At 34.5% G+C, this 12,841-nt stretch carries 13 protein-coding genes; 3 read left to right on the top strand and 10 right to left on the bottom strand.

Going from position 1 to position 12,841, the window contains the following annotated elements:
- Positions 1-126: 126 nt before the first annotated feature.
- The 9 genes from RT250_RS11625 to RT250_RS11585 all read right to left on the bottom strand — a co-directional run bounded on the left by RT250_RS11625 (position 127) and on the right by RT250_RS11585 (position 9,148).
- The gene (locus tag RT250_RS11625; RefSeq protein WP_313114910.1) at positions 127-1,227 is read right to left on the bottom strand and encodes a glycosyltransferase family 4 protein; all 1,101 of its coding nucleotides are present in this window, start codon (positions 1,225-1,227) and stop codon (positions 127-129) included.
- Positions 1,224-2,321 carry a glycosyltransferase family 4 protein gene (locus tag RT250_RS11620; protein ID WP_313114909.1) on the bottom strand — a complete coding sequence of 366 codons (1,098 nt, stop codon included), beginning with the start codon at positions 2,319-2,321 and terminating at the stop codon, positions 1,224-1,226. The genes RT250_RS11625 and RT250_RS11620 overlap by 4 nt, the downstream gene beginning before the upstream one ends.
- Before the next feature lie 206 nt (positions 2,322-2,527).
- Positions 2,528-3,190 (bottom strand): hypothetical protein, encoded by a 663-nt coding sequence (locus RT250_RS11615; RefSeq protein ID WP_313114908.1) that lies wholly within the window; start codon positions 3,188-3,190, stop codon positions 2,528-2,530.
- 139 nt (positions 3,191-3,329) lie between these two features.
- Positions 3,330-4,586, bottom strand: coding sequence for a sulfate adenylyltransferase subunit 1 (locus RT250_RS11610; RefSeq protein ID WP_313114907.1), 1,257 nt, complete (start codon positions 4,584-4,586; stop codon positions 3,330-3,332).
- A gap of 266 nt (positions 4,587-4,852) precedes the next feature.
- Complete coding sequence (gene cysD, locus RT250_RS11605) at positions 4,853-5,758, bottom strand: sulfate adenylyltransferase subunit CysD (protein WP_237608780.1); 906 nt, start codon at positions 5,756-5,758, stop codon at positions 4,853-4,855.
- Between the two features lie 93 nt (positions 5,759-5,851).
- A complete protein-coding gene (gene cysC, locus RT250_RS11600; protein ID WP_313114906.1) occupies positions 5,852-6,442 on the bottom strand; it encodes an adenylyl-sulfate kinase in 591 nt (196 codons plus the stop codon).
- Between the two features lie 217 nt (positions 6,443-6,659).
- On the bottom strand, positions 6,660-7,088 hold the full coding sequence (locus RT250_RS11595; protein WP_313114905.1) for a DUF2061 domain-containing protein: 429 nt from the start codon (positions 7,086-7,088) through the stop codon (positions 6,660-6,662).
- On the bottom strand, positions 7,088-7,876 hold the full coding sequence (gene cysQ, locus RT250_RS11590) for a 3'(2'),5'-bisphosphate nucleotidase CysQ (RefSeq protein ID WP_313114904.1): 789 nt from the start codon (positions 7,874-7,876) through the stop codon (positions 7,088-7,090). The genes RT250_RS11595 and cysQ overlap by 1 nt, the downstream gene beginning before the upstream one ends.
- Before the next feature lie 72 nt (positions 7,877-7,948).
- Positions 7,949-9,148 (bottom strand): NAD(P)/FAD-dependent oxidoreductase, encoded by a 1,200-nt coding sequence (locus tag RT250_RS11585; protein ID WP_313114902.1) that lies wholly within the window; start codon positions 9,146-9,148, stop codon positions 7,949-7,951.
- 181 nt (positions 9,149-9,329) lie between these two features.
- On the opposite strand from RT250_RS11585, the gene RT250_RS11580 reads away from it, so the two are divergent.
- Entirely contained in the window at positions 9,330-9,809 is a 480-nt protein-coding gene (locus RT250_RS11580) for a ferritin-like domain-containing protein (RefSeq protein ID WP_139855635.1), read from the top strand.
- Between the two features lie 77 nt (positions 9,810-9,886).
- Here RT250_RS11580 and RT250_RS11575 read toward each other — a convergent pair whose 3' ends face one another.
- Positions 9,887-11,272, bottom strand: coding sequence for an MBL fold metallo-hydrolase (locus RT250_RS11575; protein ID WP_313114901.1), 1,386 nt, complete (start codon positions 11,270-11,272; stop codon positions 9,887-9,889).
- A 137-nt stretch (positions 11,273-11,409) separates the two neighbouring features.
- Between RT250_RS11575 and RT250_RS11570 the strand changes: the two genes are divergently transcribed.
- A complete protein-coding gene (locus tag RT250_RS11570) occupies positions 11,410-11,745 on the top strand; it encodes a hypothetical protein (protein ID WP_271393578.1) in 336 nt (111 codons plus the stop codon).
- Between the two features lie 18 nt (positions 11,746-11,763).
- A complete protein-coding gene (locus RT250_RS11565; RefSeq protein ID WP_185099034.1) occupies positions 11,764-12,789 on the top strand; it encodes a M28 family metallopeptidase in 1,026 nt (341 codons plus the stop codon).
- Positions 12,790-12,841 lie beyond the last annotated feature (52 nt).

The raw sequence follows: 12,841 nt of genomic DNA, 5'->3' as shown, positions 1-12,841 counted from the left end.
ATCAAGAGGTTGGCTTTGGGATTGTAAAAATGTTAATAGTACTAAGAACAACATTATATAATAATGTGTTTTCGTATATACATCTAAAGGTATCCAATCGAACATTTATTAAATTTATGTAAAATTTTATAGTTTTGAATTGATTAACTCATTCCAAAGCTTCATTATTGGTGCCCTGGCAAATTTAACACTATTTTTAATAGCCTGTTGACTCATTTTCTTCCTTATATCTGTATTCTCAATTAAATGAGATAACTGGCGTGCAAATTCCTCAATATTTTGATTTGACACGAGCTTACCATCAATTTCAGGATTGATAATATTTCGAGGACCATGAGGACAATCATAGGAAATAATAGGCAAACCAGCATTTTGAGCCTCTAATAAAACCATAGGAAAGCATTCAGTGGACGAGGTCATTGCATATAAGGAAGCTTTTTGCATTTCAGAATGAAGCTGAGCAGTAGGTCCCATCAATTGAATTCTTGGAATCTTATTTTTAACGATATTGTCCTTAAGATTTTTGGAAAGCTGATCATCGCCGTCACCGAATATTTTAACATCCCATTCGGGAAATTTATCCGCAATTAAACTCCAAGCTTTAATTAGATGGTCAAATTGTTTTACAGGAGCAATGCGACCTGCCGCTATAATTGTTTTATTCCTATTAAATTCAAACTCGTTTTCTTTGACCTCAATAAAATTAGGAATTACACTAACATTTTTAAATGGATAGTATTTAACCTCATCTTTATTTAAGACGACTAAATTATCGTATTTAGCAAACAGATTAAAAAGAAATTCTTTAAATCTACCCGAAAGATTTTGTGAATTTTTAAATGTAGCTCCGGATGAATGAAATTCTTTTATTTTAGGTATATGCGTTTCTAAAAATGGAAGAAAATATTGTTCGGGCGTGAAATTCACGGAAACTACAATATCGGGCTGCTCTATCTTTAATAATTGCTTTAATTTCCTAAAGTGCTTTATAGATTTTATTAAGTTTTTTGGATGAAAGTAACTGTTATTGCGATTATAGTTAATTCCTAAATCGATATGCTTTGTATTTTTGTTTAGTGGATAAACAAAATCTTTATTATAATGTTCACTAGTACACAATATTACCTCATAACCATATTCCTCAATAAAATAATTAATTTTTTGACTCAACATTTTTTCAATTCCTCCGTGAAGATAGAATTGATTATTTAGGTAAAGTATTTTCAACGCACTAATTCTTTAAACAATTCATCCCATTTTTTAACAACTACTTCTACGGAATAACGTTTTACACTTTCCTTAGCTCTATTCCCCATTTTAATTCTAAGAGATTCTTCATCAATTAATTTTTTAATTTTTGTTGCTAAATCACGGATGTTACCGTTTTCAATCAGGAATCCATCCACCCCATCTTCAATAATATCGGCAGGACCATTTGGACAGTCAAAACTTACACAAGGAACTCCACACGCCATTGCTTCTATTAGCACCATCCCAAATCCTTCAGAACGTGAAGGAAGCACCATAATTGAGGATTCTAAATACTTATTCTTAATATCCTGTACAGGACTGAAAAAATTAACACTGCATTTTAATCCTATTTCCTCGGCTTGTTTCACAAAAGTTCGGTTGTCGTCTATCTTACCAAAAATATTTAATCTCCAATTAGGATGGGTATTCACCACTAGTTTCCAAGCCATTAATAATAAATCGTAACCCTTATTATAACCGTGGCTACCAACAACAATTACATCCTTATTCCGAAGGGTCGATTTTTTTTCAGGATAAAAAGAAAGTGGATTAGGTATTACTTGTAGGTTACCAGCTTTCCACTCCTTTAAATTCCCATTTGTCAACACCACAAACTTATCAAATTTAGTGGCAGCCCAACGCATTAAAAAGAATGTAAACTTATTTTTTAACTTTTGAAAAAAACCTTTATTTGCCGTATTAAAGTTTAGAGAGACAGATGCGTGCCTTTCATATATAATTGGAGTTTTTACTCTCAATATTTGCGGTAATAAAAAACCCTTTAATCCATCGTCGCAAACAGAAATTATGTCTGGCTTTTTATTCTTAACAACCTCTTTTATCCCTCGCTTATATTTTAAAAAATATGTGAATGGATTACCAGCCACTTCTATACTCACAAATTTTATTTTTGATGAGAATTGATAAAAAGGTTCCTTTAAACCATTTAAAGAAAGTATTGTTATATCGTAATTATAGTGTTCAGCCAAATATGAAGCCTTTATAGACAACACACGCTCCAACCCCCCAGAACCATGAATACCATTAGTTATGTAAAGCAATTTTACCATAGTTGGGGTAGAAATATGTTAAATAAAATATTCATATTAAAAATTTAACATTGAAAATAAGGCAAATACGTACGAAACTAATTAAAAAACAATTAAATCATACCATAAAAAAATGGTCTTTTTTGAGTTTCAAAAAAGACCATTTTAATTCATATTTTATATAAGATTGAGGCTATGCAATTAGATTTTAGAAGATAAATCACACATTAGTAATACCAGTCTGCGTGCTCTTCTCTATTTCCAAAGCTGACACTTAGACCTAAACTTAAATTCACTAAACCACCTGTTTCGTGCTTATAACCAAGGTCGAAAAGCTCACCTCCATAAGAGTAATGCTGCTTAATGTTAGCCATATAAGATACATCAGCAAATAAAGCAAAGTTATCGGTAATTCTAAATTGAGGCGTAAATCCAACAATAATATTTCCTATGTGATCTGTTCCGGTAACAGTACTCGGGTTAGCAAAAGTAACTCCAGCACCTAAATGAAATAAAAGACCGATATTTTCTTTAAATTCACCTTCAACTTTAGCAACTTTCCACACATTAGCAACACCTTCAAGGGCTACTCTATTATATTTCACCCCACCACCTTGTACTTCAGGGTTTTCAAAATTTAAGAATGAATAATGTGCTCTTACACCATATGTATCTGTTATCATATAACGCACACCAGCTTGAAATTGCTTAAATGCCCCGTCATAATCTCCTAATTCTACAAATTTATTTGGAGCTAAAGGAACGTGATATCCTGTTTGGGCTTCTATAGACCAATTGTTGTATTGTCTATCACCTTTTTGTGCTGTTGCTGTTATGCCAATCAATAAGAATGCGGCAATTGAAAGAAACTTGATATTCACTAACTTCATGTTGATTAGTTTAAAAGTATTATAATTTTATTTTATAAATATTCGAATTATTAAGTGGCAAAAATAGGATAAATTTTATTGAATACTAATCTTATTAACACTAAATTATATTCTATTTTTTTGATTATAAAAGCTCAGGCTAAACAATCATCCCCGCTGCCACCGTCTCATGTGTTGAATCTTCAATTAAGATAAAACTTCCTGTAATTCGGTTGTCGCGGTATTCGTCTACCATTAAAGGGCGTGTAGTGCGGATAGTAATTCGGGCAATATCATTCATGTTTAAGGTATTATCCTTCTCTTGACGGGCATAGGTGTTGACATCTATTTTGTAAATTACATCTTTTATCATTGCCTTTTGTTCGTTTGAAGTATGAACTATAGTGTATTTCGCTCTAGGTTTGGCTGCAGAAGTATTAAACCAACACAGCATGGCGTCAAATTCCTGCAAGGCTTTAGGTTGGTTGTTTTGCTTCACAATCATATCACCACGACTAATATCGATATCATCCTCTAAAGTAATAGAAACACTCATAGGTGCAAATACTTCATCCATAGCCCCTTCCATAGTATCGATGCTCTTAATTTTCGAACTAAACCCAGATGGCATAACAACTACTTCATCTCCCTTTCTAAAAATTCCACTAGCAACTCTACCTGCATATCCTCTATAATCTATAAAACCTTTTCGTTGCGGACGTAAAACCGTTTGCACCGGAAAACGAGCGTCAATTTTATTGATATCACTCCCAATATGCATAGTTTCTAAGGCATGTAATAAAGGTGGGCCTTGATACCAATCCATATTTGTTGAACGATTTACTACATTATCACCATTTAATGCACTTATAGGAAGAAATTGAATGTCCTTAACAATAAGTTTCGAAGAAAACCCTTCAAACTGACTAACGATATTCTCATAAACCTCCTCTGAATAATCCACTAAATCCATTTTATTGATACAAACAATAATGTGAGGGATATGCAGAAGTGAAGCTATAAATGCGTGACGTTTAGTTTGTTCTATTACCCCGTGTCGCGCATCAATTAAAATTAATGCAGCATTTGCTGTGGAAGCTCCCGTAACCATATTTCGGGTGTATTGTATGTGCCCTGGAGTATCGGCAATGATAAACTTACGCTTGGGAGTTGTAAAATATCTGTAAGCAACATCTATAGTAATCCCCTGCTCACGCTCATCGCGTAAACCATCTGTAAACAATGCAAGATCAATTCCTTCGTGTCCTTTTTTACGGCTTGTATTTTCTACCGATTCCAACTGATCTTCAAAAATAGCTTTGCTATCGTACAGTAGTCTTCCTATTAAAGTACTCTTCCCATCATCTACACTCCCCGCAGTCGTGAATCTCAATAACTGATTCTTATCTATTTCCATTATAAATGCTTATCACAGTTTATATTATATTGAATATTTTCTAATAGTGTTCTTCTCCCAAAACCCTTCATTAATCATAAGCAAGATTCAAAAAACAAGACGAAAGAAGCAAAACTTTTGTCTCATGAATTTGAAACTACCATCCAAGATCCTGTATCACGATTTCGTCCGAACTCATAACTCACAACTCCGAACTCATAACTCTTAACTCTTAACTTTTAATTTCAGGAAAGTAAATTCATAATTCTGAATTCTTAATTCTTAATTTAAAAATACCCCTCTCTTTTCCTGTCCTCCATTGCTGTATCGCTCCTTTTATCATCGGTACGATTGCCCCGTTCAGTTTGTTTCATAGCTGCTACTTCTAGAACAATCTTATCTAAGGTATCAGCATCCGATTCAATGCCACCTGTAATAGTGATATCACCAAGGGTTCTAAAACGAACTTTCTTAGTGTGAATCTTTTCGTTTTCCTCTAGTTTTAAGTATTCAGAAACTGGAATCCAAGAATCACTTCGCCATACTACTTCACGATTATGGGCTTTATATAAGGAAGGGATTTCAATTTGCTCTCTTTTGATGTAATTCCAAACATCCATCTCGGTCCAATTGCTTATTGGGAAGGCACGAAAATGTTCCCCTTCAAAATGTTTTCCATTAAGAATATTCCAAAGCTCTGGACGTTGGTTTTTTGGGTCCCATTGTCCAAAATCGTCTCTGTGTGAAAAAAAACGTTCTTTTGCTCGAGCTTTTTCTTCATCGCGTCTGCCGCCACCAATAGCACAATCAATTTTATTGCTTTCAATAGCGTCCAATAAAGTTGTTATTTGCAAGGCATTACGAGTAGCGTGCTTTCCTCTCTCTTCAGCAACACGCCCAGCATCAATAGATTCCTGTACAGAACCTACTAACAACTGTACTCCTAAATTCTTCACTAAATTATCTCTAAACTGAATGGTTTCAGGGAAGTTATGCCCCGTATCGATATGCAGTAAAGGGAAAGGTATCTTACAAGGGTAAAATGCTTTTTTTGCTAAATGGGTTACAAGAATAGAATCTTTTCCTCCAGAAAACAGTATTACAGGATTCTGAAACTGCGCATAAACCTCCCGAAGAATATAAATAGCTTCAGATTCTAATTCATCTAAATAATTTAAATAATATTTACTCATTTGCATTTTATTTATCCGAGGCATACCTCTTTACTCTCTGTTCTCTTTTCTCTGCTCTATTTTCTATATTCCCTGCTCTCTTTTATCCCCCCTTTACTTTGCTCTATCATCAATTTCATTCAAAATTAATGAAACCGCATCTTCCACCGAAATCTGAGAAGTGTCTATTTCAATATCTGCTGCCATAGGGGGCTCGTAAGGTGCATCTACACCGGTAAAGTTTTTAATTTCTCCTGCTCGAGCTTTAGCGTATAAACCCTTAACATCTCTGCTTTCACATATCTCAATTGGAGTGTTTACATATACTTCTATAAAGTTTTTATACCCTACAATTCGCTTTACCATTTCTCGATCCTCTCTATAAGGCGAAATAAATGAAGCCAAAACTATCAAACCCGCATCCAGCATTAAATTGGCTACTTCGGCTATACGTCTGATATTTTCCGTTCTATCCTCAGGTGAAAATGTCAAGTTGTTATTTAACCCACCTCTAACGTTATCACCATCTAAAAGATAGGTGTGCATATTGCGTTGAAAAAGAGCGCGCTCCAAAGCATCTGCAACGGTAGACTTTCCAGACCCCGATAGCCCTGTAAACCAAAGCAAGATTGGCTTCTGCTCTTTTAAATCACTCCTTTCATTTTGAGAAACACTAAAATTATGTGGAATAATATTTTCTTTCATTATTAAAACAGATATTTCGTTTATTCTTTTTTCAACTTAACCAATAGCTGTATTTTTTTACAACTAAAATCTCCTCTACCCTTTTTCCTATCTAATGCCATTAATCTATATATAAAGAAGATTCATAATTCATAATTCTACATTCTGAATTCATAATTATCTCAAATCTCAGGAATAACGTCTCAAGTCTCACGTCTCAAGACTCACATCTCAAACCTCACATCTCCACTCTATCAACCAAACCATAATCGATTCTATACCAAATTCGTTCGTGAATATAGTATAAAATCATTTTGGTTAAAAGTTCAGCTAGACCTATTTTAACTCCAGTTAAAGGGTTACCGGTTAAAAGCCAAGCTAAAACCATAGTATCTGCTGTTCCTACCATTCGCCAAGTAACGGTTTTTGCAAGATGTCGCATTTTGTTTTCGCGAACCAATCCACTTTTAGAAAGATTGATATTAAACCAAACTCGTTCGTGTAAGTAATACAGTACCATTTTCGTTATTACCTCGGCGAAACCTATTTTTAACCCCGTCATAGGGTTTCCTGTAATTAACCATGATAGAAACACGGTATCTACAGACCCAACTATTCTCCAGGTTAAGGCTTTTGCAATATGTCGTTTTCTAGAAGGATCCTTCATCAAACTTCTGCAACAAAATAGTTGTTTAATAAATTAGGCTTGTTATAAATCATTTCGTTGCCAGTTGTTTGGTCAATAACACTTATACCAACTGCTTTGCAAATTGCATGACCTGCGGCTGTATCCCATTCCATAGTAGGGGCATATCGCGGATATAGATGCGCCAAACCTTCAGCTAACAAACAAAATTTTAATGAACTTCCCTTAGAAACTATTTCAACCTTATGTTTCTTTTTTACTTCGGAAATAAAGTCTTCTGTCTCCTTATTTAAATGCGATCGACTTCCAACTATTTTTACTTCTGAAGTTATAGCCGAAGGTTTTATCGCTTCTGCTTTTGCGAAAATTTCTTCAACCGAATCATCTTCAGAAGAAATAATTACTTTTTTTGACTCCTTTCCTGTTTCCGACGTATAATAAAGCTCTTTTGAAACTGGAACGTAAATCACACCTAAGTTAGGAGCGCCATTTTCAACTAATGCAATATTTACAGTGAATTCACCGTTTCGTTTTATAAATTCTTTTGTACCATCTAGCGGATCTACAATCCAACAACGTTTCCAGTCTTTTCGTTCTTCATAATCTAACTGACGGTTTTCTTCGCTTATAATTGGAATATCAGTATTGAGCAAATACTTCATTATAGCAGTATTTGCATTTTTATCGGCCTGAGTTAAAGGGGACGCGTCATCTTTAGTTTCAACATTAAAATCGGTTTCGTAAATTTTTAAAATTTCAACACCTGCAACTAAGGCTGCTTTAATTGCTATTGTTAAAAGTGATTTCATACTCCCTTTGTTTAGGGGCTACAAAATACAATTTAATGAATAACAACAAAAAGTTATTAGCATCAACAATTATCACCTATCGAACTTGTAATATTCTAAATAAGGATGCGGGGTTTTGTTGATAGAATTAATCACAGCGTCCATTCCCATTACACTAAATGTTATCCCATTGCCACCAAACCCCAATACATAATGTTCGTTTTTATTAGAATCTGTTTTTCCAAAATAAGGCAAACTATCTTTTGTTTCTCCAAAAGTTCCTGCCCAAGCGTAATCTGCAATAAATGGAATTTCAGGAAAACACTTTTTAAAACTCTTAGTTAAGGCTTTTTCTTTTTTTGAAAGCAATGCATCCCGTTTCGCTGCATTTTTAAAGTCTCTGTCACCACCACCCATTACTATTCGTCCGTCATCAGTGCTTCTAAAGTATAAATAGGGTTCATCGGTATTCCAATAAATTCTATCTTTAAATGCTTTTGGAACGGTTTTAAATGCTTCAGACGCTAGAGCATATGTACTTTTTAAATCAACTATTTCCTCCTTTACAGTTTCTACACTTTCATATCCTGTACAGTGAACTATGTCATTTACTTCAATAGTAAAATCATGATTTACTGTAGCAATAATCTTTTCATCTTTAAATTTCACATTATTCAACGCTGTTTTATCATAAATTTGCAACCCTTTTTTGGTGCAATACTTCAACAAATCGTGGGCAAATCGATAAACATCCATCACCGCGCCCGCTTCCGACTCGATGGCAGCATAAGCATTTAATCCTAATTCACTTAATTCTTCTTTTGACAACCACTTCACCTTAAACCCGTGTTGTTGACGGGCTTCAAATTCTTCTTTAAGAAAAGTAACATCCTTTTTAGTGGAAGTAAAATAGACGCTCTTCTTTTTCGTAAACCCACATTTACTTTTAATTTTTTTCACAATTAGTTCGAGGTCCGAAATAGATTTTTCACAATTTTGATAGCTTGATACCGCAATGGTGACCCCCACAAGGTCGATTAATTTATGTAGCGGTTCATCGATTTCATATTGCAACATCGAAGTACTAGCAGCTGTGCTTCCGTTACAAATATCACGTTTGTCCACCATGACCACTTTTTTACCTTCTTCTAAAAGTTTATAGGCAACTAGTGCTCCTGTTATCCCTGCTCCAACTATTAGAATTTCTGAAGAGATAGATTCCCGAAGTGATGGATAACTCTGAGGGAATTCATTTTTTATTAACCAAAAAGGCTCGTTTGATTTTAAGTCCATAGTTTTTAATTGAAAGATAGAAAATTAACTTGAATCCATATTTAAACGTAAAAACAATATTCTTAAAATATGAATTGCATAAATCTTAACAACATTTGTTAAACACTTCTCAATTAAGAAAACTGTAAGATACTCAAGTAGATACTTCAAGTATCTTTATATCAACCAAAAAAAGAAAACTATGAAAACTACAAATGAAAAAGCAAGAGAAGACAACCACGATAACTTGGTTAACAATTTACAAGAGCTTCTAGAAAAGAATTACGATGCTGAAAAAGGGTTTACAAAAGCAATGACTGATGCAAAAACGCCTCAATTAAAATCATTTTTAAAACAACAAGCCGTTCAAAGAAGTCGTTTTGCAACCGAGCTTACTAATGAAATTATCAATTTAAATGAAGAACCTAAGGAAAAGGGAAGTTTTGCTGGAGATCTTCACCGAACTTGGATAGATGTTAAAAGTGCATTTACAGGGCACGACGATGAAGCAATCTTAGAAGAATGTATAAGAGGTGAAAAAGCGAGTTGGGATGAATACGAAGACAAACTAAAGCACGAAAATTTTCCACCTAAAATTGCTGAAGTAGTTCAAAAACAGGCTACCGAAATTTACGGTACATTAAAGAAAGTGAGAACGCTTGAAGATATTGCCGACCATTAGAATGTTGCATAAATAAATAGAAAACCCCGAGTCAAAAACGATTCGGGGTTTTCTATTTAAATCTTAATAGTATTAAATTAAGCTTCCACTGGAATTCCAGCTTCTTTAATAGCTTTAAATCCTCCAGCAACATCTACTACATTATGAATTCCTCGACTTTTTAAAATAGAGGCTGCAATTACTGAACGATATCCGCCTGCACAGTGCAAGTAAAAAGTTTCATTTTCTGGCAAACCATCTAAATAATCGTTTAAGAAACCAAGAGGAGCATGTTGGGCTTGTGGAATATGAGCCGTATTATATTCACCATCATTACGAACATCCACAATAGGAACATTAGATTGCATTTTTTCTTTTAACGTTTCCGCTGAAACTGAAGTTAAAGTGTCGATTTCCTTACCTGCTTTTTCCCAAGCAGCTACGCCACCTTCTAAGTAACCTAAAGTTTTATCGAAACCAACTCTAGATAAACGTGTAACAGCTTCTTCTTCTCTACCCGGAGCAACTACTAACAGTATTTTTTGTTCTACATCGGCAAGCAAAGCGCCCACCCAAGGAGCAAATCCACCATCTAACCCTATAAATATAGAACGTGGAATATGACCTGAAATAAAGTCATTTTGATGACGAACGTCCAATACTATCGCATTTGTTTCATTAGCAATTCTTTCAAAAGTTTCTGGATCTAATGCTTTCGTTCCTTCAGCAAGTACTTCATTAAAGTCTGAATAACCTTCGCGATTCATCTTTACGTTCATCGGGAAATACAAAGGAGGCGGAGCTAAACCGTCGGTAACTTCTTTTATAAACTCTTTACGCGTCATATCTGCACGTAAAGCGTAGTTCATTTGTTTTTGATTTCCTAAAGTGTCAACCGTTTCTTTCATCATATTTTTCCCGCACGCAGAACCAGCCCCGTGAGCAGGGTAAACAATAACATCATCGGCTAAAGGCATAATTTTGTTTCGAAGACTATCAAACAATATTCCGGCTAAGTCTTCTTGAGTAACTTCATTGGCTTTCTGTGCAAGATCTGGACGTCCTACATCACCTAAAAACAAAGTATCTCCACTAAAAATAGCGTAATCTTTTCCATTTTCGTCTTTCAGCAAATACGTTGTGCTTTCCATAGTGTGTCCTGGAGTATGGATTGCAGTTATAGTTACATCACCTAATTTAAATACCTCATTGTCTTTTGCCACAATTGCTTCAAAAGTAGGATTGGCTAATGGGCCATATACAATTGGCGCTCCTGTTTGCTGCGAAAGCGTTATATGCCCACTAACAAAATCGGCGTGGAAATGAGTTTCAAAAATATATTTGATTTTAGCGTTGTCTTTTTCAGCACGCTCAAGATATGGCTTTGTTTCTCTTAATGGGTCGATAATTGCTACTTCACCCTGACTTTCAATATAGTATGCTCCTTGTGAAAGGCAGCCTGTATATATTTGTTCTACTTTCATAATTACAAAATTTCTGCAAATATAAGAAATGCTACTACTATAAGTCGTTTCTAAAGTTTTGTCTGGTCTTTTTCACAAAACTTTTACATTAAGACTTACAACTTATTTTATCTTTACCAATTAACCTAAAATGTAAAATGATGAAAAAACTTGCATTTATCTTATTATCGTTAATAATAGTATCCTGTGCTACTGAAAGCGACAGAAAAGCTGTTATTCGTGAATTGGCAAAAAAAGATGCCATTGAAAAACTAGATTTACCTGAAGGAACAAAATTCAATAATGAAAATATTGAAGTCACAGAAACCGACGTTGAAGACGGGACAATTGGAGTGAATTATTTGGTAAAAATCACAATCAAATCACAAGATCGCGATGGTAACGAAATAGTAAAAGTCCACACTTTTAAATACAACAAAGCTGATGGTGATGGTAGTTCACCAAACCATTACGAACTTATTTCCCACGAATAAATTAAATTAATACAACCTATGAAACTATTACTTCTGACAGTTTTTTCTTCGTTAATTCTATCATGCAACGCTACTCAGAAACAAACTAAAACCGATTCTACAGAAAACAACTTAAAATACGCAAATACAATAACCGCTAAAGAACTAAAAGAACACCTATACATTTATGCTAGCGACGAAATGGAAGGTAGAATGACAGGTTCTAAGGGGCAAAAAATGGCTTCGGAATACATTCGCGATTTTTATGTTAAACACGGAATAAAGTCTCCTATTGAGAAAGACAATTATTACCAAGTTGTTCCTGCTAGTTATTTTCAAGGAAGAGGCGACGCAAAAGCTTCTGAAAATGTTATAGCATATATAAAAGGTTCAGAAAAACCAGAAGAAGTAATTGTTATCTCAGCCCACTTAGATCACGTAGGGATGGATAAAGAAGGAAATGTATTTAACGGTGCCGATGATGATGGTAGTGGAACTGTAGCAATAATGATGATTGCAAAGGCTTTTCAACAAGCAGTAAAAGATGGATACAGACCTAAGCGCTCTGTGGTTTTCCTTCATGTTACCGGAGAAGAAATTGGACTTTATGGCTCTCGCTACTATTCCGAAAATCCAATTTTCCCATTAGAAAACACTGTGAGCAATCTGAATATTGATATGATTGGAAGAATAGATCCTGATAAAAAAGACAACCCTGATTATCTTTATTTAATAGGAAGTAATAAACTTAGTCAAGAATTACAAGATGTTTCTGAAGAGGTAAATGAAAAGTATATCAACATGGAACTGGACTATAAATATGACGATCCTAACGACCCTAATCGCTTTTACTACCGAAGCGACCACTACAACTTTGCAAAAAATAATGTTCCAGTAATATTTTACTTTAACGGAGTTCACGAAGATTATCACAAAATATCTGACACTCCTGACAAAATTGAATACGACTTGTTAGAAAGACGCACCAAACTTATCTTCTTAACAGCTTGGGAACTTGCAAATAGAGAAGAAAGAATTAAGCTAAACGACACTAGTAAGTCGTAAATTACAGATAAACAATCAATTACAAAAGCCCTCCTTGAATTTTTGGAGGGTT

The sequence above is a fragment of the Aequorivita sediminis genome, assembly GCF_032080575.2.
In the GTDB taxonomy this organism is placed as follows: domain Bacteria; phylum Bacteroidota; class Bacteroidia; order Flavobacteriales; family Flavobacteriaceae; genus Aequorivita; species Aequorivita sediminis.
This window is presented reverse-complemented; position numbering and strand designations above follow the sequence as displayed.

Bases quoted from the DNA above. Each gene is read 5' to 3' on its own strand.
- RT250_RS11620 (WP_313114909.1), bottom strand. From the start codon at position 2,321: ATGGTAAAATTGCTTTACATAACTAATGGTATTCATGGTTCTGGGGGG.
- RT250_RS11615 (WP_313114908.1), bottom strand. From the start codon at position 3,190: ATGAAGTTAGTGAATATCAAGTTTCTTTCAATTGCCGCATTCTTATTG.
- RT250_RS11610 (WP_313114907.1), bottom strand. From the start codon at position 4,586: ATGGAAATAGATAAGAATCAGTTATTGAGATTCACGACTGCGGGGAGT.
- cysD (WP_237608780.1), bottom strand. From the start codon at position 5,758: ATGAGTAAATATTATTTAAATTATTTAGATGAATTAGAATCTGAAGCT.
- cysC (WP_313114906.1), bottom strand. From the start codon at position 6,442: ATGAAAGAAAATATTATTCCACATAATTTTAGTGTTTCTCAAAATGAA.
- RT250_RS11595 (WP_313114905.1), bottom strand. From the start codon at position 7,088: ATGAAGGATCCTTCTAGAAAACGACATATTGCAAAAGCCTTAACCTGG.
- cysQ (WP_313114904.1), bottom strand. From the start codon at position 7,876: ATGAAATCACTTTTAACAATAGCAATTAAAGCAGCCTTAGTTGCAGGT.
- RT250_RS11585 (WP_313114902.1), bottom strand. From the start codon at position 9,148: ATGGACTTAAAATCAAACGAGCCTTTTTGGTTAATAAAAAATGAATTC.
- RT250_RS11580 (WP_139855635.1), top strand. From the start codon at position 9,330: ATGAAAACTACAAATGAAAAAGCAAGAGAAGACAACCACGATAACTTG.
- RT250_RS11575 (WP_313114901.1), bottom strand. From the start codon at position 11,272: ATGAAAGTAGAACAAATATATACAGGCTGCCTTTCACAAGGAGCATAC.
- RT250_RS11570 (WP_271393578.1), top strand. From the start codon at position 11,410: ATGATGAAAAAACTTGCATTTATCTTATTATCGTTAATAATAGTATCC.
- RT250_RS11565 (WP_185099034.1), top strand. From the start codon at position 11,764: ATGAAACTATTACTTCTGACAGTTTTTTCTTCGTTAATTCTATCATGC.